The following is a 22,609-nucleotide window of genomic DNA, read 5'->3' as shown; positions in this document are numbered from 1 at the left end:
AACATGCCCTGAAGGAAGCTGATGCCATGTAGGCATCCGATCAGCGTCCTTCAAGACAGGTTCGGCAGGGACCGGGAAATCCCGGACCCTGCCCATGTCTTCATCCGAAAACCGGATTACTTCAGCTCTACCTTGGCGCCAGCCGCTTCGAGCTTCTTCTTCATCTCTTCGGCTTCGTCCTTGGCAGCGCCTTCTTTGACTTTGCCGCCAGCTTCGACGAGGTCTTTGGCTTCTTTCAGGCCCAGACCGGTGATGCCGCGAACTTCTTTGATCACGTTGATCTTGTTCGCACCGGCTTCGACGAGAACGACGTCGAATTCGGTTTTCTCTTCAGCGGCTTCGCCTGCACCAGCAGCCGGGCCAGCCATCATCACAGCGCCGCCAGCAGCGGGCTCGATGCCATATTCATCCTTCAGGATGGTTTTCAGTTCCTGGGCTTCCAGCAGGGTCAGGCCCACGATTTCTTCGGCGAGTTTTTTCAGATCAGCCATTTTTCCGTTCTTTCCAAGTTTGTGTTCCAACGTCGGATTTCGTCCACACGTCGGGAAGATGTTGCATCAGGCAGCTTCGCGCTCTTCGAGCGTCGAAAGAATGCCCGCGATGTTCGAAGCAGGTGCGCCAATCGCACCGGCGATGTTCGAAGCAGGCGCGCCAATGCAGCCAGCGATCGAAGCAATAAGCTCTTCACGCGACGGCATCGCAGCGACGGCTTTCACACCGGCCGGATCAAGCGCCGTGTCACCCATGGCACCGCCGAGGATCACGAATTTCTCGTTATCCTTGGCGTATTTATCGGCGACCTTGGCCGCAGCCACAGGGTCCTCCGAATAGGACAGCACGGTCATGCCTGTCAGATATTCGCCGATGCTTTCGCAGGGCTTACCTTCCAGGGCGATCTTGGCGAGCCTGTTCTTGGCAACGCGAACGAACCCGCCTTCTTCACGCATACGCGCGCGCAGGTCCTGCATCTGTGCAACCGTCATCCCTTCGTAGTGGGCAACCACCACGACGCCAGAGCTTTCAAAGATCTGGCCGAGTTCTTCGACCACCTGTTCTTTTTGTGCTCTATCCACGGTTAACTCCAAGTTTGGGGATTCCTCCCCGGCTCTCACTTTCCCTTGGCCCGGATGGGCCTCGGGTCGGGTCCGTGACGGTCCCAAGATCACCCGAACGAAGTTCGGAAAATGTTCTTGATCCCATCTCAGGAAGGAAATTAAGGGGTTTCCCCCACCCTCCGTCTCGGACAGGACAGGGCGGAATGCTCCGCCCCGCCATCCGGCGGGTTTCCCCGCCGAAACTCAATTACTGCGCGGCAACAGCGTCAGAAACGTCGATCGTGACACCCGGCCCCATGGTCGAGCTGATCGAGACTTTCTTGACATAGGTGCCTTTGGCGCCCGTCGGCTTCGCACGGTTCACAGCCTCGACAAAGGCGCGGACGTTCTGTGCGATCTTGTCGGCGTCGAAGCTGACCTTGCCGATGCCTGCATGGACAACACCAGCTTTCTCGGCCTTGAACTGAACCTCACCACCTTTGGCGGCGGCCACGGCTTGCGCGACATCCATGGTCACGGTGCCGACTTTTGGGTTCGGCATCAGGTTGCGCGGGCCCAGGACCTTACCCAGACGACCGACCAGCGGCATCATGTCAGGGGTGGCGATGACGCGATCGAAGTCGATCTTGCCGCCCTGAATCGATTCCACCAGATCTTCGGCCCCGACGATTTCCGCACCGGCTTCCTTGGCTTCGTCAGCCTTGGGACCACGGGCGAAAACGGCGACGCGGACGTCCTTACCGGTGCCGGCAGGAAGCTGGACCACACCACGGACCATCTGGTCGGCATGGCGCGGGTCAACACCCAGGTTCATCGCGATCTCGACGCTTTCATCGAATTTGGCCGAGGCATTATCCTTGACCAGCTTCACAGCCTCATCGACCGAGATGTTCGACTTGCCTTCGAAGGCAGCGCGGGCGGCGGCTTTTTTCTTTGCAATCTTTGCCATGACTTAGCCCTTCACCTCGATGCCGATCGAACGTGCGGAACCGGCAATGATTTTCATCGCTTCCTCAACGCTGTTCGCGGACAGGTCCTTCATCTTCACTTCGGCGATTTCACGCACCTGCTTGGTGGTGACCGAACCGGCATTTGCACGGCCGGGCTTTTCCGAGCCTTTGGCGCGGTTACGCTTGCCGACCGGCTTCAGGCCGGCGGCCTGCTTCAGCAGGAAGGACGCGGGCGGAGTCTTGGTTTCAAAAGTGAACGACTTGTCCTGATAGTAGGTGATGACCACCGGGACGGGCGAACCCTTCTGCATTTCCTGCGTCTTGGCGTTGAACGCCTTGCAGAATTCCATGATATTGATGCCGCGCTGACCCAGGGCCGGACCGACGGGCGGGGACGGGTTTGCTTCACCCGCTTTGATTTGCAGCTTCAGCTGCCCGACAACTTTCTTGGCCATCTGGCCTCTCCTTCTTCATCACGCCCCGCTTGGGGCCGACATAGCGGTACGGCTCACGCCTCCCGCAACCAATCACGCGGTCTTGGCGACCTGCGTGAATTCCAGTTCGACCGGCGTCGGACGGCCAAAGATCGAGACCGTCACCTTGATGCGGGCAGCCGCATCGTCGACTTCTTCCACAGTGCCCGAGAAGCCCTCAAACGGGCCGTCGGTCACATTCACCGTTTCACCCACGTCAAAGCGGATGAGATTGCGCGGCGCGGCCTCTGCCCCGCCCTCACCGGTGCGATGCAGGATCAGATTGACCTCTTCATCGCGCATCGGCATCGGCTTGCCCTGCGCACCAAGAAAACCCGTCACCCGGTTGATCGAGTTCACCAGATGATAGGTGCGGTCATTCATGTCCATGTGCACAAGCACGTAGCCGGGCATGAAACGCCGTTCGGACGTCACTTTCTTGCCGCGGCGAATTTCGATCACTTCTTCGGTCGGGACCAGAACGTCATCAATCTGATCTTCCAGTTCCTTTTCCGTAACCGACTGCCGAATCGCCTCGGCGACTTTCTTCTCAAAGTTCGACAGGACGCTGACCGAATACCAACGCTTTGCCATGTTCCGATCGACCCCTGTTTCTTCTTCGTTGTCTGGACGGCAGGCCGTCCGGTTCAATTCTGTTCGGCCCGAAAAATGAAACCGGCGCGCAACGAATCGTGCACGCCGACTTTCGGGCAGGTCGGGCGGACATACAGCCGCCTGCAACCAATTGCAACCCTGACCACACCGGATATCGGTAAATCAGACAGCACTAAATAACGAATTGTCGCCAATCGTTCAGCGAGCCGTTGTCACCTTTAGCTGACAGCCCCAAGCAAAGCCGCCATGCCCGTGCGAATCACAAGATCGACGAGGAAGAAAAAAATCGCAGCCAGCGTCGCCATGATGAGAACCATGATCGTCGTCGTCACCACCTCGCGGCGGGTCGGCCATGTGATCTTGGCGGCTTCGGCGCGCACCTGTGACAGAAACTGAACGGGGTTGGCCATGAGAATCCTCGTGTTGCAGCGGTCCAGATAAACCGGAGCCGTGATATTTTCAAGCGGGCAAGTCAGCCGGGTCTTCACCAGCAGGCCAAAGCAGGGTTGCGCCCGGTATCCGGGACAGGCGGGCGACATCCTTGGCGTAGAATTCCCGGCTGCGTTCGTAGGTTTCCGGTGGAAACAGCCTCATGCCCGGATCGCCGGGCAGCTTTGGATACATGTCCCGCGCACGCTTAAGCAACTCGACAAATGGCTCATCCACGTCGTCCATCACCCACTCAATGAACTGATCGTACGCAGCCTGCGAATATCCGGCATTGTGCCTTTCTGCTGGTGGAACAAGGGCCGCCAGTTCAGGGCCGAACAACATCGTCATGACCTCTGGTCGCAGTTGCGCGTAATCCTCATAGCGCCAGCAGATGACGCGACTCACGCCCTCACAGTCGCGCAGCCGTTCCACGAGATCGGCCCATGAGAGCGCCGCAACGTCATAGCCGACGGTGTAATCCTCTATGTCCTGCGCCACGCCTTCGCGCAAAACCTGACCATAGGCAGAGGTCACGAACTCTGCCGGGTCACGAATCGACAGGAACAGCTCAATCTCGGGGTTGCCCAACAGCTCTCTCAGAAGGCCGATATTTACCGCCGCATCAGGATAAAGCTGATTATTGCCTCCGAATATACGGCGACGATGGATCCCCCCGATGATATTCTCTTCCGAGATGACGTGATTGTCGTGCCTGCGCAGCCAACGCCCAAACCTTGTTTTCGCACGAGCGCGCGCTTCAGTATCATCCGTGAACAATGCACGATGCAATGAAACCCAATCGCCGCGCAAACCCTTCGGTCCGACAACGGCCATGCGGGATTCTGCGAATCGCGCACGCATGCGGCGGAATGCCTGCTGCATCTCTGTCGTTGCGGTCTTATGAGCGCCGATGTGAACGCGAATGGTCATGAGCGGGCTTTTCGCGATACGGTCACGCGTAAGGGCGCATATTGCACCGGCGACTGGCAGGGGCAGAGGGACTCGAACCCACGACCCTCGGTTTTGGAGACCGATGCTCTACCAACTGAGCTATACCCCTAAGCCGCGCGCCTGATTAGTGCGGAACGACGCGCGGCGCAAGAGGGTAGCGTTGCAATCTGCCAATCATCCCGCGCAGGGATCGTAGAACGGCATCCTGCCCCACCGGCGTTCAGCAATATCTGCCCGCGCGTTATTCAGCGACGGCTGCAGCACTGTCATCCGCGACCAGAAAGCCACCCGATTGCCGCGCCCAGAGACGTGCATAGATGCCGTCCTGCGCCAGCAATTCGGTATGTGTCCCCTGCTCGACAATTCGGCCCTGATCCATGACCACCAGCCTGTCCATCGCGGCGATGGTCGACAGACGATGCGCGATGGCAATCACGGTCTTGCCTTCCATCAGAACATCAAGTCTCGACTGGATCGCTGCCTCTGCCTCACTGTCCAGAGCCGAGGTCGCCTCGTCCAGAACAAGGATGGGCGCGTCTTTCAGCGCGACACGCGCGATGGCGATACGCTGGCGCTGACCACCTGACAGCTTTACGCCCCGCTCACCCACATGCGCATCCAGCCCGTGACGCCCCTTGCTGTCGGACAATGCGGGAATGAATTCCTGCGCTTCTGCCATGCGGGCGGCCTCGACAATCTCGGCCTCGCTCGCATCCGGACGACCATAGGCGATATTTTCCCGTACTGAACGGTGAAGCAAACTGCTGTCCTGCGTCACAACCCCAATCGCCTTGCGCAGGCTTTCCTGCGTCACCATAGCGACATTCTGCCCGTCAATCGTGATCGTCCCGCTTTCCAGATCATGAAAGCGCAGAAGAAGGTTGATCAGCGTGGACTTCCCCGCGCCAGAGCGGCCGATCAGGCCAACCCGCTCTCCCGGGGCGATGCGCAGGGTCAGATCGTCCAGCACCGCAAGCGGTCTGTCGGTTTCATCGGCGCCATATCGGAAGGTCACGGACTCGAACGCGACTGCGCCCGGTCCCGGTGCTAGGGGTACTGCATCTGACCTGTCCTGAACCGCACGCGGCAGCGCCAGCGACGATATCCCGTCGCGCACCGTCCCGACGTTTTCAAACAACGCCGCAAATTCCCACATGATCCAGTGAGACATATTGTTCAAGCGTAGAGCCAGCGGAATGGCCACTGCAACTGCGCCAACATTGATATGGCCGCCGGTCCAAAGCGAAAGCCCCAGTGCAGTGACACCAGCCACCAGCAGCACGTTTATTGTCGTCAGTGCGATGTCCTGCGTCGCCGCAAGACGCATCTGCCGATAAACGGTCTGAAGGAAGCCGTCCATTCCGGTCCGCATCCACGCCTCTTCGCGGTCCGAATGCGAGAAAAGCTTGACGGTCGCGATATTGGTGTAGCTGTCCACAACCTGCCCCGTCATCGTGCTGCGCGCGTCTGCCTGCTGCTGCGCGATCTTTCCAAGACGCGGAACCACATACCAAAGCAACATGCCATAAGCCGTGCCCCACAGCACAAAGGGCAGCCCCAGCCGCCAGTCCTGACTGGCCGCCAGCACGATGGCACCCATGAAATAGACCAGAACATAAACGGCGACATCCATAATCTTCATCGCCACTTCGCGCACGGCGAGTGCGGTCTGCATCAGCCGCTGCGCAATCCGGCCTGCGAACTCATCCTGAAAATAGCCGACCGATTGGCGAAGCAGATAGCGATGCGCCTGCCAGCGGATACGCTGCGGAAAGTTCCCCAGCAACGTCTGATGCATGATCATGCTGGCCAACGCATTGGACAAAGGCAGCACCACCAGCAAAAGCAGCCCCATCGCGGCAAGCCGGCGGCCTTCGACAGCCCAGAACTGATCCCGCGGCGTGTCTGACAACCGGTTAACCAGATCACCCAGATAGCCGAACAGAGCCACCTCGATCACCGCGATCAAAGCCGAGCCGAGCGATAGCAGCAGCAGCCAGGGCAATGCGCCATGGGCGTAGTGAAACAGGAACCCCCAGAACGTGCGGGGCGGCATCTTGGGCCGATCCGAAGGATACGGATCGAGCCTGCTTTCAAACCAGCGAAACATTGATCTTACCTCAAACCCGCCCGCAATCCTGCGGCTGGAGTTTGTGCGGTGCCGCAGTGGAGGGCGCGAGTCAAGCCTTGGCCGCAATCATGACCGCAGACAGGTTGATCTTTGCTACTCGCCGGAACGCCTTTTCGAGCGATGCGTTGGCCATGCGAACCATCCCAGCCACATCGGCGGATGACCAACATTCTGGAAAGGAGGCCCAATATGGCCATCAAAAACCTCAAGGATCTGTATCTCGACCAGCTTCGCGACCTCTATTCCGCCTGCAAGCAGTCGCAACCGATCGTGACCGAAATGGGCCGCGCATCAAAATCGGAAGAACTTTCAAAGGCGCTGATCGCAGGCAATCAGGGCATTGCCGATGGGATGGAGGTGCTGAGCGCGCTTTGCAACGAGCATGGCGTCGACCCGACGGGCGAGCATTGCAAAGGCATGGAGGGCTTGGTGACAGAGGCCCGCAAACACGCGCTTGAAACCGAATATGCCGATGAAGACGCTCAGGATGCGGCAGTCATCACGCAGTATCAGCGCATGGCGCATTACGCGATTGCTGGCTATGGCTGCGTCAGAACCTTTGCGAACCGTCTGGGACTGGACGGCGATGCGGCCAAGCTGCAGGAATGTCTGGACAACACCTGGGACGGTGACCGCCAGATGACCAAGATCGCAGAAGGCGGGGTTAACAAGGCTGCCGTCTGAGGGATTTCGTAAGACAGGATCAGGCCGCGGCATATTCGCCGCGGCCTTTTCCATTGGCAGATCACAGATGACGCGTCTCTGGCGCCGGGTTCCACCAGTTGTCATTGGCCCCATCGGCCCAGAAGATCGGCGCGTTTATCAGTTCTTCCTCGGTCGCGTCATCCAGTGCTGCGACGCAGACCTGAACGAAACGGCCGCCCATTTCCTCTATATCGCCCTCCGTCCAAAGCCGTATTCCGCAGCGAGAGCAGAACCAGTTATGGATGTCATTCGTTTCCGATCCAGCGGAAGCAGGCGTCTCGGCCAGCAATTCCTTCCCCGACGTGATGCGGAAACCGTCGGGATCGGGCAGCCGCATTTCCCAATATCGCATCTTCCGGCAAAAGCGGCAGTTGCAGCGCATGGTTCCATCCGCCAGATCTCCGTCAGCCTCAAAGGCGACCCCACCGCAGAAGCAGCTTCCATGATAGGTTTTCATAATGCCTCCTCCTTGTAGAAGACGGCCTCATAATATCGGCGGGCGACGTCCAAGTGTGAAACTGCCAGTCCAATATGATCAATCAAGCGAAACACTCCTGCGTTGTGCGAACCCCTGTGATAGTGGGTCATAAATACTGACAATAGATGTCAGCATGATCGCAAGGGCGCGGTTTTTCCGCGCTATCCGACCGGTGACAGCGACAACCGGACTAGAACCGATATCCGAACAGCGCAATGTCGCGCGCCGTCGCCTCGCCGATGAGCGCTACGGTTTCATCGCTATAATATTCCCGATAATCGCGAAGCCGTTTACTCTCATTCATTCGAGGCAGCGATACTGAGAAACCCAGCTTCCGCTCTAGCGGGGCAAGGTCTTGATCAAGATGCTCCAGCCGGATGAAAAGATCACAGCACATCACGCCCCCACTGGTGGTCACATAGCTTTCCGACTGGCCACGGCGAAACGTCCCGAGAACAGAAGGCGACCTCAGAAATTCTGCGAACGACGATCGCCCCGCAAGTGCAACATGCGGATGGGCAAATGTCTGCTCCCGCAGCCAGTGATAATAGCTGACGGCACGGTCCCACGGATTTCGAACCAGCGTAAAGACGAACAGATCCACAGCCTCGTCAGGTGCCAGAACACCTTCCAGATCAGCGACGGTTGAATGCTTCCACAACCGACCCCGAGCAGCCGCGCGCGACAGTTTATGACGACGTTTCAATGCTTTGGGCGTATCGCCCAGCATAAGATCATCTTTCATCGCATGCGCTTCGAGGGCAAGCGCCATGGAGGTCCCGCCGGTCTTGGGAATGTGGATGAAAAGATACCCGCGTCCTCGCGACAAGATCATTTGCGCCCCGTTGGATCGGCTAATTTGAAGATCAAAGCCGTGGCGCCGGAAAGTGACAAGGAGCCACACCGAAAAGCCCGCCGCTTTGGCTGGACAGCTTGGACCACTCGCTGGAACTGGCCATTCCGGTCACATCACGCCCTCCGGAATCGGTAGGTTCATGTGTTTAATGTCAGAAAGGAACCCTTCCATATCAAGTGCGTCGCCTTGTTCTCGCTGTGCAGCATAGTCGACAAGGTCCCCTTGCAAAAAGCCTTCCCCTTCGCCGAGCATTTCGGCCAGCCGTCGATTACGCTTGGTGAGTTCAGGCAAAAGCGCGTGCAGGGACTCCGGCAGCGGCATTTGTCTCGATCTGACCCAACGCGGACCATTCTGGTGCAAGGTTTTGTACAGGCCGACGTAGAATTCGCGTCTGTCGGCGGCATCCGCAATGGTCAGGTTTATTTTGCGCATATACTCCATCGCTTCTGGAGACAGGGATTCATTGCGCGGCACAGAAGGCAGTGACAGGTTGGCAAGTGATGGTGGTTGAGGCAGCAAGGAGAACAGCCGTCCGGCCAGATCGCCACGCTCAGCCTGATAGTCGAAAACATTAACTTTAAATCCGCCATCTTTCCAAAGCGCAATGCGCTCTTCATACCACAGAGCCCCTTCCCTAACCTTATGAAGGACGAATCTATTGTATTCGTTCAGCCCGCCCCATTTCAGATGCTCGAAATAGAGCGACTGTACCAGATCCACCTGATTGCGCAAAAATATAGCAAGCGATACTTCGTGATCAGCCAGAGCTTCGCGAAGTCGGCGGATCGCCCCAGCCTCGACACCCAAGTCAAAATGCTCCGACGAAAGAAGAGCCGCCTGATGAGGCGAAGACGCAAGTTCATCCGACAGAGCCTGAAGGATTTCTCGTCCCGTTTCGTCCGAGAGCTTTTGACCTGCGAACCCAAATCCAGCAGCTCGTGCAATATCGTAATGGTGCTCCGACACAATGCCTGTCGAGGGCACCAGCACGCCTTCCTCAGACAGCTTGAGGCGATTGCGCAATATGACCGACTGCAAATAGGTAGATCCAGTCTTTAGGCTACCCGCGTGCACGATCACATGCATCATTAACTCCCTTTTCCTTTTTCAACTCCAATGACATTCGCGGCTCATCGAAGTCAATGAACACTCCCGTCTTTCAAAGGGGTCATCGTTATCCGCTGATGCTGATATCAGCAACCAAGAAGGGCCTTCATCCGCGCGAAGTAAAGAAGCGGTCTGCGACGTGATGCATGAAAGCCCGCCCCTTTCGGGACGGGCTTTCTGTTGTCTCTGGCACGGTGCGCTAAAGCGCACCGCCACGGGATCACATCACTCGATGATCTTCGACACCACGCCAGCACCGACGGTGCGGCCGCCTTCGCGGATGGCGAAGCGCAGTTTCTCTTCCATCGCGATGGGCGCGATCAGCTCGACCTCGAACTTCAGGTTGTCGCCCGGCATCACCATTTCCGTGCCTTCCGGCAGCTTCACCGTCCCGGTCACGTCCGTCGTGCGGAAGTAGAACTGCGGGCGATAGTTGCCGAAGAACGGGGTGTGGCGGCCGCCTTCTTCCTTGGTCAGGATATAAGCTTCTGCTTCGAACTTCGTGTGCGGGGTCACGGAACCCGGCTTGGCCAGAACCTGACCACGCTCAACACCGTCACGCTCGATACCGCGCAGCAGAGCGCCGATATTGTCCCCAGCTTCACCGCGATCCAGCAGCTTGCGGAACATTTCCACACCGGTGCAGGTGGTTTTCTTGGTGTCGCGGATGCCCACGATTTCCAGTTCGTCGCCGACATTGACAGCGCCACGCTCGACCCGGCCGGTCACAACCGTACCACGGCCCGAGATCGAGAACACGTCTTCGATCGGCATCAGGAACGGCTGGTCCACGGCGCGCTCGGGCGTCGGGATATAGCTGTCCACGGCCTCCAGCAGCGCGCGGATCGATTTTTCACCGATTTCCTCGTCGCGGCCTTCCAGAGCGGCCAGAGCCGAGCCTTTGACGATCGGAATATCGTCGCCCGGGTAGTCGTAGGAGGACAGCAGTTCGCGGACTTCCATCTCGACCAGTTCCAGCAGTTCCTCGTCATCCACCTGGTCGACCTTGTTCAGGTAGACGACCATGTAGGGAATGCCGACCTGACGGCCCAGCAGGATGTGTTCGCGGGTCTGCGGCATCGGGCCGTCAGCGGCGTTCACAACCAGGATCGCGCCGTCCATCTGCGCGGCACCGGTGATCATGTTCTTGACGTAGTCGGCGTGGCCGGGGCAGTCGACATGGGCATAGTGACGGGTGTCGGTCTCATACTCGACGTGAGCGGTCGAGATGGTGATCCCGCGCGCCTTCTCTTCCGGCGCACCGTCGATCTGGTCATAGGCCTGGAAGTCACCGAAATACTTGGTGATCGCAGCCGTCAGAGTCGTCTTGCCGTGGTCAACGTGGCCAATCGTCCCGATGTTAACGTGCGGCTTGTTCCGTTCAAACTTTGCTTTTGCCATGAAGGCCTCCTTGATCGGGGCAATCGCCGGACCGGTCCCCGTATTTCTATCGGTGGCGGAGATAAATTCAGAATCGGGAAAAATCAAGGGCACGCGGCGTCAGCCAACAAAACGTAACCAGGGGGAACCATCCAGAAAAATTTGCGTTAGAATTCTGATGGATGCCGCATCCTATGCGGTATTTTCTGCTGAAGGTGGAGAACAGCAATGAGTTTAATGAAATCCCTCGCCCGTGTCGCTGCCGGTGTTCTGGTCGCAAAAGGCATGAGCACGATGATGAAAAACCGCAATCAGACGCAAACTGCCTCTGGCTCGGACACGCGCTCGCGCCGCAGCGGCGGCGGGCTGCTTGACCAGATCACGCGCGGTACGCAATCGGGCTCGCAAGGCTCTGGCGGGCTAGGTGACCTGCTGGGCGGGCTGCTGGGAGGCAACACAGGCGGCACCACTGCGGGCAGCGGCCGTCGCTATGGCGGGCCGAATTCGACTGGCGCATCGGGCGGGCTTGGCGGCATTCTCGACCAACTGACCGGGGGTAGTCAGACAAGCCGCACCGGCCAGAGCGGCGGTGGTCTGGGTGATTTGCTGGGCGGGCTGCTTGGCGGCACTGCGGCGGGTTCGCTGGCCAACAAGGGATCGCAACAACAGAACGACGCGTCATTCGGCGAATTGCTGAACGACTCACTGAGCAATGGCGGTGAGCCGGAAGTTGCACCCACGCCAGAGCAGAACGCCGTCGCCGGACTGATGCTGCGCGCGATGATCCAGGCTGCCAAGGCAGACGGAAAAATCGACGATGCAGAGAAAGAGCGCCTTATGGGCGAGCTTGGCGATCTTGACGATGAAGAGCGCCAGTTCATCCGGGAACAGATGGCGGCACCCGTTGATGCGCAAGCGCTTGCCCGTGACGTGCCACAAGGCCTTGGCCCGCAGGTCTATCTGATGTCAGTTATGGCCATCGACTTCGACAGCCAGGAAGAGGCACAGTATCTGCACCAGCTTGCCCAGGCACTGAATCTGCAACCCCAGATGATCAATCAGATCCACCAAGAGGTGGGCGTGCAGAATCTTTATAGCTGACTTTGTAGCTGAATAGCTGACGATCTCGTGACCGCCGCCCGGCAATCGGGCGGCGGTTATCATTTGAGATGTTACTTTTCTGGAATAAGCTTCGATCATGCGCCTGATTCAATGTGCGCAAAGCAGAAATGGATAGACCTACGACCTGAATTCATCGCCCTTCAAGGAGGACAGAATGCGCAAGCTTATACTCGCCAGCGTGATCGCGACCCTACCCGCCATAGCCCTTGCAGATGCTGCAGAGGACGCCATCGAAGCGCGTCAAGGCTATATGAAGATGCTCGCAATCTCGATGGGCACACTTTCCGGCATGGCCAGAGGGGATATTGAATATAATGCCGAAGCCGCCACAACCGCTGGCAGTAACGTCGAAGCTCTCGGCAATTACGCCCTGCCCGGACTGTTCATCGAAGGCACGTCGCCTGACGATGGCGCAGAGACGGACGCGTTGCCCGCAATCTGGGAGAACAGCGAAGATTTCGCGACGAAATTTGCTGGCTTGCGGGAAGCGGCCGCCGGTGCAGGCGAAGCGGCAGGCGGCGGTCAGGAAGCGCTTGCTCCCCTGCTTCAGAAACTCGGCGGTGCGTGTAAGGCATGCCACGATGACTATCGCGAGGACTAAGTCATGGCGGATCGTCCAGAGGTCCGCCAGGTAAAGCTGTGGGACCCGCTTCTGCGCGGGTTTCACTGGCTTTTAGCCTTTTTTGTAACTGGGGCTTGGCTGCTGGGCAATTATGGTCCCACCAGCATGAAATGGCATTTCTGGTTTGGCTACGCCGTTACCTTTCTTCTGGCCTTCAGACTGATTTGGGGTTTTATCGGCCCGGCCCCTGCCCGCTTTTCACACTTCCTGCGCGGACCAAAAGCAGTCGGGGATTACGTGCGGCATATGTTCTTGCGAGAGCCGAGCTATTGGCCGGGACACAACCCGCTTGGCGCGCTTTCGGTGATCGCGATGCTTGCTGCCCTTGTTGCGCAAGTCCTGACCGGGATGATGTCTGAATCGGAAAATTTCGTGGATGTGGGACCGCTTGCGGGCTATGTCAGTTCCTCTACCAGTGACGCCGCCAAGGATTATCACGAGTTCGGCGCGAACCTGATCCTTATCCTTGTTCTACTTCATGTGGTCGTGATCGTTTTCTACCGCTTCTGGAAAAAAGAGGACCTCGTTGGCCCAATGGTTCACGGAAACAAGGACGTTCGCGGGAAATAGCGGCCTTGAGCCTGCCGATTGATCGAATCGGCTAATCATGCAACGCTCGGATAAGGCGGCAACCTGAAGCGTCGCCTTATCATTCCGGACGTGCATCAACACGAAAGGAGCACGCATGACGAAATTCTTTGCAGCACTCTTTGCTGCGGCATTCAGCCTGGCAGCGCTGCCAGCATTTGCCGGATGCGCAGGCAAGGCACACGACCAGACGGCGGAAACAGCCCCCGATCCGGTCATTCTGCCGCCGCAGATCAACAGCTAAGACAGACCGGTGGAGCGCCCTCAGTGGCGCAGACGGTACCTACGACGACGGGGCGGTGTCAGATCCGCCCCGTTTTACTTTCGACTATCCGCCGTCAAAAAAGATCGTCTCGGACAATCCGGAATCAGTTGAATTTGTTGTCCCGCGGGAAGCCGCGCGGTGCCATTCGGCCTGCGCTCGCGCGTTTGCCCAGCCATTCCGTCAGATCCGGCTCTGTCCGGGTGCGGCCGCCGCTTTCCTGCCAACGCAGCCCCTCGGCCAATGTCAGGCAAACCGCGTCAGACAGCCCGCCATCCTTGAATTTTTGCAGGCGAACGCCTTTGCCACGCGCCATCTCGGGCAGCTCATTCAGCGGGAAGACCAGCATCTTGCGGTTTTCGCCGACCGTCGCGACATGATCGCCAGAGACGCTTCTGCACAGCAGCGCATCGCCGTTGAGCACCTGCTTGCCGCTTTTGGTCTGAGCAAGGATATCAGGTGCATTGACGATGAAGCCGTCGCCCGCCTTGGATGCCAGCAGATATTTCACACCGTCCCGCCACGGGAACAGATCTACAATGCCCGCGTCATTCGGCAGATCAACCATCAGGCGCACAGGTTCGCCCAAGCCACGCCCACCGGGCAGGTCGTTCGTTGCCAGCGTATAGAAGCGACCGTTTGATCCGTACAGCATGAGTTTGTCGGTCGTTTCGGCGTGAAGCGCCATGAACGGGCCGTCACCATCGCGGAACTTGACCTCGGCATCCAGCGGCTGATGGCCTTTCATCGCCCTGATCCAGCCCATCCGTGACAGGATGACCGTCACCGGCTCTTTCTCGATCATGGCATCCAGATCGAGCGGTTGCACATCCACCGAGGTGGTGATTTCGGTGCGCCGCATTCCACCATCGGCGGACTTCCCGAACTGGCTGCGCACCTCGCGCAGTTCTTCGGTTATCCGGGTCCATTGCAGATCTTCGTCGGCCACCAGTGCATTCAGACCCTCTTGCTCTTCCAGAAGGCTGTCACGCTCTGCCCGAAGCTCCATCTCCTCCAGGCGGCGCAACGCGCGCAGGCGCATGTTCAGGATGGCTTCGGCCTGGACCTCTGTCAGGAAGATCTCTGTCCCTAGATCCTTCCCCCAGTTTTCGGCCAGAAGGCCAGCCTTCGGATCGTCATCATTCCGAATGATCTCAATCACCCGGTCAAGATTCAGGAAGGCGATGATATAGCCCTCCAGCACCTCCAGCCGGGCGGCGATTTTGCCAAGGCGGAAGTTGGAGCGGCGCAGCAGCACATCGCGGCGATGATCAAGGAACGCCCGCAGCACCTCCTTGAGCGAACAGACCTTCGGCACCCGCCCGTCGATCAACACGTTCATGTTCATGCCAAAGCGGATCTCCAGATCCGATGCCTTGAACAGCGCAGCCATAAGCTGTGCGGGATCGACGCTGCGGGTCTTGGGTTCCAGCACGATGCGCACATCCTCGGCGGATTCGTCGCGCACGTCGGCAAGGATCGGCATTTTCTTCGTCTGGATCAGTTCGGCAAGCCGTTCGATCAGGCGGGACTTCTGAACCTGATAGGGAATCTCGGATACGACGATCTGCCACATCCCTCGGCCCAGATCCTCTTGCGACCACCGTGCGCGAAGGCGAAGGCTTCCCCTGCCCGTGCGGTAGACTTCCCTTAATGTCTCAGCATCTTCCACAAGCACGCCGCCTGTCGGAAAATCCGGCCCCTGCACGAAATTCAGCAAAGTATCGTCACGCGCATCCGGCGTCTTGATCAGATGCAGACAGGCATCGATGACCTCGTGCAGGTTATGCGGCGGAATATTCGTGGCCATGCCGACCGCGATGCCTGACGCGCCGTTACACAGAAGGTTTGGAAATGCCGCCGGCAGCACGACGGGTTCGGTCAGCGTGCCGTCGTAATTGGGCCGGAACTCAACCGAATCTTCGTTGAGACCTTGCATCAGCGCATCGCCGGGGCTGGCGAGCCGCGCCTCGGTATAGCGCGAAGCTGCCGGGCTGTCGCCGTCGATATTGCCGAAGTTCCCCTGCCCGTCGACCAGCGGGTATCGCATGGCGAAATCCTGCGCCAGACGCGCCATCGCATCATAGATCGCGCCGTCGCCATGCGGGTGATAGTTACCCATCACATCGCCGGAAATCTTGGCCGATTTCCTGAATGGGCCGTTCGGCGCCAACCGCAATTCCCGCATCGCGTAAAGGATGCGCCTGTGAACTGGTTTCAGCCCGTCACGCGCGTCAGGCAAGGCACGGTTCATGATCGTGGACAGCGCATATGTCAGATAGCGCTCTCCGATCGCGCGAGAGAGCGGTTCGGAACTTAGGTTCTCGGGTTCTTCGGGAATAAGATCGTCGGACATGCTACGGATTTATGCCGCGTCTGCCCCCCGGTCCAGCCGGAAATTGTGCAAAGCGGCAAAAGCTACCGGAACGTCCAGCTTGTCAGAAGCGTTTCGAATCCGTATCGCGAATACGGAACCGGCCATCTGGCCGGACAGGGATGGTAATGTTCAAGCTGATCTTTCTGACGCTGCTGGCGTTTGTGACAATACTTGTCGTGTTCGGCGAGGGTGACGGCAGACGGCTGGAACCTGCGGCCGAAGAGGTTGCGGCGTCACCCGAACCGACAGAACAGGTTGTTCCGTCAGAGGCAACGGACGCCGGTGTTGCAGTCGTCGACGAACCGCAGGTCGAACAGACCCCGGAGCAACAGCCAGAGTTTCCGGGACCAGAACTGCGCCCCTCGCCCGAATATCAGGGCGAAACGCCGCAAGAAAACCTGGCAGAGGCACCGACCGATACGCTTTACGTCACCGGCAATTCGGTGAACTTCCGCGCGGGCCCGAGCACTTCGAATGAAGTCGTTGGCCGTTTGTCGCGCGGTCAGATGGTCACCGCCGTCGGAGAGCGCTCGGGCGATTGGGTTCAGATTCGCGACGGCGACGGGCGGGCCGGGTATATGTCCGCACAATTCCTTTCGGCAAGTCGCCCATAGCAACCGTCCCCTTTTAGCCCCCTGGCGAAGCAGCAGGCCAGCCACAGTTCTTGCGCGGCCGGGCTTTTCTTGCGCGACCAGACGCTTGCGCGTCAGATCTCGTTGACCAGCCGGACAAAGTGCTCTCCACGTTTCTCGAAATTCGGATACTGATCGAAGCTTGCGGCAGCGGGGGCCAGCAACACAGTCTCGCCCGGCTGAGCTTCGGCGGCAGCTCTGGCGACAGCCGCTTCCATCGTTTCGACCACTTCATGCGGGGTGTCGCCCAGTTGCAGGGCAAAATCGCGCGCCGAATGGCCGATCAGATAGGCCTTTACGACCTCGCCCAAATAAGGTTGCAGCGCGGTTATGCCACCATCTTTGCCAAGCCCACCTGCGATCCAGCGAATGCGCTTGAACGCTTGCAGCGCCTGCTCTGCCGCGTCGATATTGGTCGCTTTGGAATCGTTGACATAGCGCACCCCGTCCTTTTCGCGCACAGTCTGGCTGCGATGCGGAAGCCCGGCGAAGCTGTAAAAGGCAGCCTCGATTTCTCTCGGTGCGACGCCGACCGAACGACAGGCCGCATAAGCAGCGCACGCGTTCTGGTGGTTATGGGCGCCGGGCAGACCGCCAATGTCACGCAGATCGATTGACGCGACCTGCCGACCCTTCCTGTATTCGCTGAGAAAGCCCTTTTTCGCGTAAACGGCCCAACCAAACCCGTCCAGCTTCTTGCCGGAGGACACCCGGATCACACGGTCATCGGCCGGACCCTGAGCCATCTGGTTGGCAAGATACTGCCCCTCGACTTCATCAACGCCGATAACACAGCGATCAGGACCACCTTCCGCGAACAGCCGCCGCTTTGCCGCGAAATAACCACCCGGACCGCCATGCCGGTCAAGATGGTCCGGCGAGAGGTTGGTGAAGACGGCAACATCCGGCGTCAGCGCTCGGGCCAGATCGGTCTGATAGCTGGATAGTTCGATCACCACGACCTCGCCGTCATGCGCCGGTTCAAGCGACAGCACGCCGGTCCCGATATTGCCGCCCATCTGTGTGGGTCTGCCAACCGATTTCAGGATGTGGTGGATCAGCGCCGTTGTCGTGGATTTGCCGTTAGAACCAGTCACGGTGATGACGCGCGGCATCGTATCGAAGCTGTCCCAGTCGCGGGTCGCGAAGCTGCGGAAGAACAGGCCGATATCGTTGTCGACCGGGATACCAAGTTCCATCGCTTTTGCGATCACAGGGTTGGGCGCGGGATACAGATGCGCAATACCGGGAGAAGTCACAAGTGTGGCAATGCCGGTCCAGGCGTCATCGCGGGTCAGGTCGCGCACTTCCAGCCCATCGGCCTCTGCCTGCGCGCGGGCTTCTTGCCCATCATCCCAGACGACAACCTGCGCTCCGCCAGCCTGCAGTGCAGTGGCGGTCGCTTTGCCGGACCGACCCAGGCCCAGAACGGCGATGGTCTGACCAGAAACACCTTGGACCGGGATCATTCGTTCACCTCATGAATGGTGCGCAGACCGGCACCCTGAATTGCGGAGACATCGTAAGGTGCTGTTATTCGCGCCGCAATGCGGCCTAGGGACCCAAGCAACGGATCAGGCTTCCATCACGATCAACGATGGCAAACATACGCAGATCGTCCGTGATCCGCTGGATGCCCGGATGCAGGCGCGGGATGCCGTCGCCGGGCAATCCCAATTTGCCGTAGGTTTCATGCAGCGCATCCAGATCGTCGACGCGAAAACATGCGCTGAACCAGCTTTCCTCGGGCTTCAGGTCAGGGTGCGGGAAGAACTCGATCTGGGTTTCGCCCTGTGTCAGGATCATCCAGTTGGTGTCGCGCCAGCTTCGCACGAAGCCGAGTGGCGCGTAGAACGCCTCGGTCGCATCGAAATCGCGGCTGGGCAGGTTGGCGGTAACGATCATTGCCGGCTCCTAGCGCAGTTTCAGTGTCGACAGCCCGATCAGGGCCAAGATAAGCGCGATGATCCAGAACCGGATCACGATCTGGCTTTCCTTCCATCCCTTCTTCTCGAAGTGGTGATGAATCGGGGCCATCAGGAAAACACGTTTTCCGGTGCGCTTGAAGTAAAGCACCTGAATAATGACGCTCAGCGCCTCGACCACGAACAGCCCGCCGACGATCGCAAGAACGATTTCGTGCTTCGTGACCACGGCCATCGCGCCCAGTGCGCCGCCAAGCGCCAGAGAGCCCGTGTCGCCCATGAATACGGCGGCGGGTGGGGCGTTGTACCATAAGAAGCCCAGCCCCCCGCCAATCAGCGCGGCAACAAACACCACCAGCTCGCCCGTGCCGGGAACCCGGTGGACGCCAAGATAATCGGCGAATGTGGCGCTGCCGACAGCATAGGAAATCACGGCAAAGGTCGCCGCCGCGATCATCACCGGCATGATTGCCAGCCCGTCCAGCCCGTCAGTCAGGTTCACGGCATTCGCTGCCCCAACGATCACGATCATTGCGAAGGGAACGAAGATGACGGACAGATTCAGCAAAAGGTCCTTGAAGAACGGGAAAGCCAGCCGCCCGGACAGCGCATCTGGGTGAAGGAACATCGTCCAGACCGCAGCAATCATCGCAAGCCCAAGCCCAAGCGCCATGCGAACCCGTCCCGGCACACCCTTCGTATTATGCTTGGACACCTTGGCATAATCATCGGCAAAACCGATCGCCGCATAGCCATATGTTACCATCAGCACGATCCAGACATAAGCGTTGCCCAGCCGCGCCCAGAGCAGCGTTCCGACAAGCAAGGCCGACAGGATAAGAATGCCGCCCATGGTCGGGGTGCCCGCCTTGACGAAATGGCCCTCTGGTCCGTCATCGCGGATCGGCTGGCCCTTCTTCTGGACGCGGCGCAAGGCGTCGATCAGCGGGCGACCGAAGATGAAGGCGAAGATCAGAGCGGTGAAGAACGCGCCGCCCGCACGGAAGGTGATATAGCGAAACAGGTTGAACGGGCCTTCTCCGCCCGTGATCTCGTACAGCCAATAAAGCATATCGTCCTACGTCCCCGTTCCTTTGGCCGTGTCCCCGGCCTTGCGCAGCGCCTCGACGACGCGGCTGATATATGAGCTTTTGGAGCCCTTGATCAGCACCGTATCGCCGTCTTGCAACATTTCGTCCAGCCGTTCGACCAGTCCATCGGCGGATTCTGACCACAGCCCACGCTTGGATTGTGGCAAAGCTTCGTAAAAATGGCGCATCAGGGGACCGGCGGCGTGAACAAGATCGACCGATGCCATGACCGGATCGCTGGCAAGGTCGCTGTGCTGCTTCGCCTCATCCGGCCCGAGCTCCAGCATATCGCCAAGCACCGCCACGCGACGCCCACCCGGAAGCCGTGCCAGCGTGCCCAAGCCCGCACGCATGGAATCGGGGTTGGCGTTGAATGCGTCGTCGATCAGCCTGATCGACCCCAGTTGTTCGACGGCGCCGCGCCCCTTGGGTGGCAGCCAGTCGCCCAGCCCTTTCGCGGCTTCGACAACGTCGCCCCCAATCGCACTGACCGTCGCCAGAACACCGATCGCATTCTGCGCAAAATGCGGCCCGACAGAGTGCAGGACGAAGTTTATCGGCTTACCCGAAAGCGCCGCGCGAACCTTCAGGCTTTCACCTTCCGGCGTCGAAGAAATCAGCCGCGCCTCTCCATCTTCACCGAAGCAGAGGATCGGTGCGCCTGCCTCATCCGCCGCTTCGCGCAGGATCGGCGTCGTTGACAGATCGGTGGGGATGATCGCGGCCCCCGCCGGCACCAGCCCCTGAAAGATCGCCGCCTTTTCATGTGCAATCCCGTCAACATGACCGAATGCGCCAATATGGGCGGCAGCGATTGTCGTGATCAGCGCCGCGTGCGGACGCGCCATCTTGGCAAGTGGCGCTATTTCGCCAGGATTGCTCATGCCGATTTCGATGATCGCAAAGTCGCTGTCCGCGGGCATACGCGCCAATGTCAGCGGCACGCCCCAGTGATTGTTATAGGATGCCTCTGCCGCGTGAACCCTGCCCTGCGAAGCCAATGCCGCACGCAGCATTTCCTTGGTCGAGGTCTTGCCGACAGAGCCGGTGACACCGATCACCTTGCCGCCCATGCGCGCACGCCCTGCGCGGCCGAGCGCGTCCAGCCCTTTAAGCACGTCATCGACGATCAGCAGCGGTGCATCCGCCGCCACCCCATCCGGAACCCGGCTGACAAGTGCCGCAGCCGCGCCTTTTTCCAGTGCCTGCGCGACAAAATCGTGACCGTCGCGAACATCCTTCAGCGCGACAAACAAATCGCCGGGCTGAATCGTCCGGGTGTCAATGCTGACACCATTCGCCTGCCAATCCGCCGTGACCTGCCCGCCGGTTGCAGCTGCCGCATCCTGTGAAGTCCAAAGAACCATCAGATTTTTCCGTCCAGAGCCGCCACCGCGACCGACGCCTGTTCTGCATCGTCAAACGGAAACACATCGCTGCCCACGATCTGCCCGGTCTCATGGCCCTTCCCGGCAATCAGCAAGGCATCGCCGGGCTGCAAGGCGTCGACACCGCGCAGGATTGCCTCGGCCCTGTCGCCGACCTCAACGGCGTCGGGGCCGACCCCGGCCATGACCTCTGCGCGGATTGCGGCAGGATCCTCGGTTCTCGGATTGTCGTCGGTGACAAAGACCACGTCACCATGTTCACGCGCTGCCTGACCCATGAGCGGACGCTTGCCCTTGTCACGATCACCCCCCGCACCAAGGACAACGACGATCCGGCCCATCACATGCGGGCGCAGCGATTTGAGCGCGGCAATCACCGCCCCCGGCTTATGCGCGTAGTCAACGAAAACCGCTGCGCCATTTTCACGCTGCGCGACAAGCTGCATCCGGCCACGCACCGTTTCCAGATGCTGGAGCGTCTCGATAACGGCATCCGGGTGATCGCCCGAAGCAATCGCCAGTCCCGCCGCCGCCAGAACATTCTCGGCCTGAAAACCGCCGATCAGATTCAGCCGGACGAGATGGGTCTGCTCGGCAATACTGAAGCGCAGCTGCTGACCCGTCGCGTCAAAACGCTGACCCAGAATGCGGAAATCGCAGCCTTCTGCCGTGCCGATTGTCGTCAGGTTCAGTTCACGGTCGCGCGCGATGTCAGCCATTTGGCGCCCGCGCTCTCCATCGACATTGATGACTGCCGCGTCACCGGCATCAAGGATGTGGTTGAACAGCAATGCCTTGGCGGCGAAATACTCATCAAACCCGGCGTGGTAATCCAGATGATCCTGGCTGAAATTGGTAAAGGCACTCGCCATGACCCGCACGCCATCCAGGCGCCGCTGATCCAAGCCGTGGGACGAGGCCTCCATCGCCACATTCGTGACACCGGCATCCGCCGCTGCCGCAAGAATACGGTGCAGCGTGACGGGTTCCGGCGTGGTATGGGCCAGCTTGGCCTCATAATCGCCCTGCACGCCCATGGTGCCAAGGCTGATCGCCTTAGCCCCAAGCGCCTGCCATATCTGCCGGGTGAAGTTCGCGACCGAGGTCTTCCCAGAGGTGCCGGTAACAGCGACGATCTTTTCCGGCTGCCGTCCGAACCAGAGCGCAGCTGCACCGGCAAGCGCCTGCCTCGGGTCTTCGGCCACGACAAGCGCGCCGTCCCAGCCGCGCAGCACATCGGCTGCAATCGCCGCGCCTGCGGCATCGGTAAGAACGGCACCTGCATCCATGCGCAGCGCGTATTGAATGAATTCCGCGCCGTGTATCGCAGAGCCCGGCAGTGCCGCGAACAGATGGCCCGCCTTTACAGTGCGGCTGTCGACCGAGATTCCGGTGACATCCGGGTCCCGTCCTCCAATTGCGTTCAGACCCAGTCGGGAAAGCCGCTTTGCGCCATCGCTCATTTTTGC

At 59.4% G+C, this 22,609-nt stretch carries 24 protein-coding genes and 1 tRNA gene; 6 read left to right on the top strand and 19 right to left on the bottom strand.

The features are described from left to right. Window positions 1-116: 116 nt before the first annotated feature. The 9 genes from rplL to PAF20_RS02240 form a co-directional block, all read right to left on the bottom strand. On the bottom strand, window positions 117-491 hold the full coding sequence (rplL, locus tag PAF20_RS02280) for a 50S ribosomal protein L7/L12 (protein WP_271072140.1): 375 nt from the start codon (window positions 489-491) through the stop codon (window positions 117-119). 66 nt (window positions 492-557) lie between these two features. Next, window positions 558-1,073 (bottom strand): 50S ribosomal protein L10, encoded by a 516-nt coding sequence (gene rplJ, locus PAF20_RS02275; RefSeq protein WP_271072139.1) that lies wholly within the window; start codon window positions 1,071-1,073, stop codon window positions 558-560. A gap of 229 nt (window positions 1,074-1,302) precedes the next feature. Then, window positions 1,303-2,004 carry a 50S ribosomal protein L1 gene (rplA, locus tag PAF20_RS02270; RefSeq protein ID WP_271072138.1) on the bottom strand — a complete coding sequence of 234 codons (702 nt, stop codon included), beginning with the start codon at window positions 2,002-2,004 and terminating at the stop codon, window positions 1,303-1,305. A 3-nt stretch (window positions 2,005-2,007) separates the two neighbouring features. Beyond that, window positions 2,008-2,460, bottom strand: a complete 453-nt coding sequence (gene rplK, locus PAF20_RS02265) for a 50S ribosomal protein L11 (RefSeq protein ID WP_271072137.1) — start codon at window positions 2,458-2,460, stop codon at window positions 2,008-2,010. Window positions 2,461-2,532: 72 nt separating this feature from the next. Beyond that, window positions 2,533-3,072 carry a transcription termination/antitermination protein NusG gene (gene nusG / locus PAF20_RS02260; RefSeq protein ID WP_271072136.1) on the bottom strand — a complete coding sequence of 180 codons (540 nt, stop codon included), beginning with the start codon at window positions 3,070-3,072 and terminating at the stop codon, window positions 2,533-2,535. 239 nt (window positions 3,073-3,311) lie between these two features. Further along, the gene (secE, locus tag PAF20_RS02255) at window positions 3,312-3,503 is read right to left on the bottom strand and encodes a preprotein translocase subunit SecE (protein WP_271072135.1); all 192 of its coding nucleotides are present in this window, start codon (window positions 3,501-3,503) and stop codon (window positions 3,312-3,314) included. A gap of 49 nt (window positions 3,504-3,552) precedes the next feature. After that, window positions 3,553-4,455, bottom strand: coding sequence for a hypothetical protein (locus tag PAF20_RS02250; protein WP_271072134.1), 903 nt, complete (start codon window positions 4,453-4,455; stop codon window positions 3,553-3,555). 54 nt (window positions 4,456-4,509) lie between these two features. Beyond that, a tRNA-Trp gene (locus tag PAF20_RS02245) sits at window positions 4,510-4,585 on the bottom strand. Between the two features lie 132 nt (window positions 4,586-4,717). Then, a complete protein-coding gene (locus tag PAF20_RS02240; RefSeq protein WP_271072133.1) occupies window positions 4,718-6,586 on the bottom strand; it encodes an ABC transporter ATP-binding protein in 1,869 nt (622 codons plus the stop codon). 210 nt (window positions 6,587-6,796) lie between these two features. Between PAF20_RS02240 and PAF20_RS02235 the strand changes: the two genes are divergently transcribed. Further along, window positions 6,797-7,291 carry a DUF892 family protein gene (locus PAF20_RS02235; RefSeq protein ID WP_271072132.1) on the top strand — a complete coding sequence of 165 codons (495 nt, stop codon included), beginning with the start codon at window positions 6,797-6,799 and terminating at the stop codon, window positions 7,289-7,291. Between the two features lie 61 nt (window positions 7,292-7,352). On the opposite strand, the gene PAF20_RS02230 is transcribed toward PAF20_RS02235, so the two are convergent. The 4 genes from PAF20_RS02230 to tuf all read right to left on the bottom strand — a co-directional run bounded on the left by PAF20_RS02230 (window position 7,353) and on the right by tuf (window position 11,154). Then, entirely contained in the window at window positions 7,353-7,769 is a 417-nt protein-coding gene (locus tag PAF20_RS02230; RefSeq protein ID WP_271072131.1) for a GFA family protein, read from the bottom strand. A 211-nt stretch (window positions 7,770-7,980) separates the two neighbouring features. Continuing rightward, entirely contained in the window at window positions 7,981-8,625 is a 645-nt protein-coding gene (locus PAF20_RS02225; protein ID WP_271072130.1) for a sulfotransferase family 2 domain-containing protein, read from the bottom strand. 129 nt (window positions 8,626-8,754) lie between these two features. Continuing rightward, the gene (locus PAF20_RS02220) at window positions 8,755-9,732 is read right to left on the bottom strand and encodes a hypothetical protein (protein ID WP_271072129.1); all 978 of its coding nucleotides are present in this window, start codon (window positions 9,730-9,732) and stop codon (window positions 8,755-8,757) included. A gap of 246 nt (window positions 9,733-9,978) precedes the next feature. Continuing rightward, window positions 9,979-11,154 (bottom strand): elongation factor Tu, encoded by a 1,176-nt coding sequence (tuf, locus tag PAF20_RS02215; RefSeq protein WP_271072128.1) that lies wholly within the window; start codon window positions 11,152-11,154, stop codon window positions 9,979-9,981. A 207-nt stretch (window positions 11,155-11,361) separates the two neighbouring features. Between tuf and PAF20_RS02210 the strand changes: the two genes are divergently transcribed. The 4 genes from PAF20_RS02210 (at window position 11,362) to PAF20_RS02195 (ending at window position 13,709) form a co-directional block, all read left to right on the top strand. Next, window positions 11,362-12,234: a tellurite resistance TerB family protein gene (locus tag PAF20_RS02210; protein WP_271072127.1), complete on the top strand. Its 873-nt coding sequence runs from the start codon at window positions 11,362-11,364 to the stop codon at window positions 12,232-12,234. Between the two features lie 175 nt (window positions 12,235-12,409). After that, window positions 12,410-12,856, top strand: a complete 447-nt coding sequence (locus tag PAF20_RS02205) for a c-type cytochrome (protein WP_271072126.1) — start codon at window positions 12,410-12,412, stop codon at window positions 12,854-12,856. A 3-nt stretch (window positions 12,857-12,859) separates the two neighbouring features. Further along, on the top strand, window positions 12,860-13,447 hold the full coding sequence (locus PAF20_RS02200) for a cytochrome b/b6 domain-containing protein (RefSeq protein WP_271072125.1): 588 nt from the start codon (window positions 12,860-12,862) through the stop codon (window positions 13,445-13,447). Between the two features lie 115 nt (window positions 13,448-13,562). Then, window positions 13,563-13,709, top strand: coding sequence for a hypothetical protein (locus PAF20_RS02195; protein ID WP_271072124.1), 147 nt, complete (start codon window positions 13,563-13,565; stop codon window positions 13,707-13,709). A 124-nt stretch (window positions 13,710-13,833) separates the two neighbouring features. Here the strand turns inward: PAF20_RS02195 and parC are convergent, their stop codons facing one another. Beyond that, the gene (parC, locus tag PAF20_RS02190; protein ID WP_271072123.1) at window positions 13,834-16,083 is read right to left on the bottom strand and encodes a DNA topoisomerase IV subunit A; all 2,250 of its coding nucleotides are present in this window, start codon (window positions 16,081-16,083) and stop codon (window positions 13,834-13,836) included. 146 nt (window positions 16,084-16,229) lie between these two features. On the opposite strand from parC, the gene PAF20_RS02185 reads away from it, so the two are divergent. After that, entirely contained in the window at window positions 16,230-16,718 is a 489-nt protein-coding gene (locus PAF20_RS02185) for an SH3 domain-containing protein (RefSeq protein WP_271072122.1), read from the top strand. A 92-nt stretch (window positions 16,719-16,810) separates the two neighbouring features. On the opposite strand, the gene murD is transcribed toward PAF20_RS02185, so the two are convergent. From murD to PAF20_RS02160, 5 genes are all read right to left on the bottom strand, one after another. Continuing rightward, a complete protein-coding gene (gene murD, locus PAF20_RS02180) occupies window positions 16,811-18,205 on the bottom strand; it encodes a UDP-N-acetylmuramoyl-L-alanine--D-glutamate ligase (RefSeq protein WP_271072121.1) in 1,395 nt (464 codons plus the stop codon). An 85-nt stretch (window positions 18,206-18,290) separates the two neighbouring features. Beyond that, on the bottom strand, window positions 18,291-18,641 hold the full coding sequence (locus tag PAF20_RS02175; RefSeq protein ID WP_271072120.1) for a DUF8817 family protein: 351 nt from the start codon (window positions 18,639-18,641) through the stop codon (window positions 18,291-18,293). A 9-nt stretch (window positions 18,642-18,650) separates the two neighbouring features. Beyond that, window positions 18,651-19,733 carry a phospho-N-acetylmuramoyl-pentapeptide-transferase gene (gene mraY, locus PAF20_RS02170; RefSeq protein WP_271072119.1) on the bottom strand — a complete coding sequence of 361 codons (1,083 nt, stop codon included), beginning with the start codon at window positions 19,731-19,733 and terminating at the stop codon, window positions 18,651-18,653. Between the two features lie 6 nt (window positions 19,734-19,739). Further along, window positions 19,740-21,119, bottom strand: a complete 1,380-nt coding sequence (locus tag PAF20_RS02165; RefSeq protein ID WP_271072118.1) for a UDP-N-acetylmuramoyl-tripeptide--D-alanyl-D-alanine ligase — start codon at window positions 21,117-21,119, stop codon at window positions 19,740-19,742. Continuing rightward, window positions 21,119-22,603 (bottom strand): UDP-N-acetylmuramoyl-L-alanyl-D-glutamate--2,6-diaminopimelate ligase, encoded by a 1,485-nt coding sequence (locus PAF20_RS02160; RefSeq protein WP_271072117.1) that lies wholly within the window; start codon window positions 22,601-22,603, stop codon window positions 21,119-21,121. The genes PAF20_RS02165 and PAF20_RS02160 overlap by 1 nt, the downstream gene beginning before the upstream one ends. Window positions 22,604-22,609 lie beyond the last annotated feature (6 nt).

The sequence above is a fragment of the Paracoccus albus genome, from assembly GCF_027913035.1.
Classification (GTDB): domain Bacteria; phylum Pseudomonadota; class Alphaproteobacteria; order Rhodobacterales; family Rhodobacteraceae; genus Paracoccus; species Paracoccus albus.
The sequence above is the reverse complement of the archived record's forward strand: the minus strand, read 5'-3'. Positions and strand labels throughout refer to the sequence as shown.

Coding starts and splice junctions, on each gene's coding strand:
- rplL (WP_271072140.1), bottom strand. CDS start 491: ATGGCTGATCTGAAAAAACTCGCCGAAGAAATCGTGGGCCTGACCCTG.
- rplA (WP_271072138.1), bottom strand. CDS start 2,004: ATGGCAAAGATTGCAAAGAAAAAAGCCGCCGCCCGCGCTGCCTTCGAA.
- rplK (WP_271072137.1), bottom strand. CDS start 2,460: ATGGCCAAGAAAGTTGTCGGGCAGCTGAAGCTGCAAATCAAAGCGGGT.
- nusG (WP_271072136.1), bottom strand. CDS start 3,072: ATGGCAAAGCGTTGGTATTCGGTCAGCGTCCTGTCGAACTTTGAGAAG.
- secE (WP_271072135.1), bottom strand. CDS start 3,503: ATGGCCAACCCCGTTCAGTTTCTGTCACAGGTGCGCGCCGAAGCCGCC.
- PAF20_RS02250 (WP_271072134.1), bottom strand. CDS start 4,455: ATGACCATTCGCGTTCACATCGGCGCTCATAAGACCGCAACGACAGAG.
- PAF20_RS02240 (WP_271072133.1), bottom strand. CDS start 6,586: ATGTTTCGCTGGTTTGAAAGCAGGCTCGATCCGTATCCTTCGGATCGG.
- PAF20_RS02235 (WP_271072132.1), top strand. CDS start 6,797: ATGGCCATCAAAAACCTCAAGGATCTGTATCTCGACCAGCTTCGCGAC.
- PAF20_RS02230 (WP_271072131.1), bottom strand. CDS start 7,769: ATGAAAACCTATCATGGAAGCTGCTTCTGCGGTGGGGTCGCCTTTGAG.
- PAF20_RS02225 (WP_271072130.1), bottom strand. CDS start 8,625: ATGATCTTGTCGCGAGGACGCGGGTATCTTTTCATCCACATTCCCAAG.
- PAF20_RS02220 (WP_271072129.1), bottom strand. CDS start 9,732: ATGCATGTGATCGTGCACGCGGGTAGCCTAAAGACTGGATCTACCTAT.
- tuf (WP_271072128.1), bottom strand. CDS start 11,154: ATGGCAAAAGCAAAGTTTGAACGGAACAAGCCGCACGTTAACATCGGG.
- PAF20_RS02210 (WP_271072127.1), top strand. CDS start 11,362: ATGAGTTTAATGAAATCCCTCGCCCGTGTCGCTGCCGGTGTTCTGGTC.
- PAF20_RS02205 (WP_271072126.1), top strand. CDS start 12,410: ATGCGCAAGCTTATACTCGCCAGCGTGATCGCGACCCTACCCGCCATA.
- PAF20_RS02200 (WP_271072125.1), top strand. CDS start 12,860: ATGGCGGATCGTCCAGAGGTCCGCCAGGTAAAGCTGTGGGACCCGCTT.
- PAF20_RS02195 (WP_271072124.1), top strand. CDS start 13,563: ATGACGAAATTCTTTGCAGCACTCTTTGCTGCGGCATTCAGCCTGGCA.
- parC (WP_271072123.1), bottom strand. CDS start 16,083: ATGTCCGACGATCTTATTCCCGAAGAACCCGAGAACCTAAGTTCCGAA.
- PAF20_RS02185 (WP_271072122.1), top strand. CDS start 16,230: ATGTTCAAGCTGATCTTTCTGACGCTGCTGGCGTTTGTGACAATACTT.
- murD (WP_271072121.1), bottom strand. CDS start 18,205: ATGATCCCGGTCCAAGGTGTTTCTGGTCAGACCATCGCCGTTCTGGGC.
- PAF20_RS02175 (WP_271072120.1), bottom strand. CDS start 18,641: ATGATCGTTACCGCCAACCTGCCCAGCCGCGATTTCGATGCGACCGAG.
- mraY (WP_271072119.1), bottom strand. CDS start 19,733: ATGCTTTATTGGCTGTACGAGATCACGGGCGGAGAAGGCCCGTTCAAC.
- PAF20_RS02165 (WP_271072118.1), bottom strand. CDS start 21,119: ATGGTTCTTTGGACTTCACAGGATGCGGCAGCTGCAACCGGCGGGCAG.
- PAF20_RS02160 (WP_271072117.1), bottom strand. CDS start 22,603: ATGAGCGATGGCGCAAAGCGGCTTTCCCGACTGGGTCTGAACGCAATT.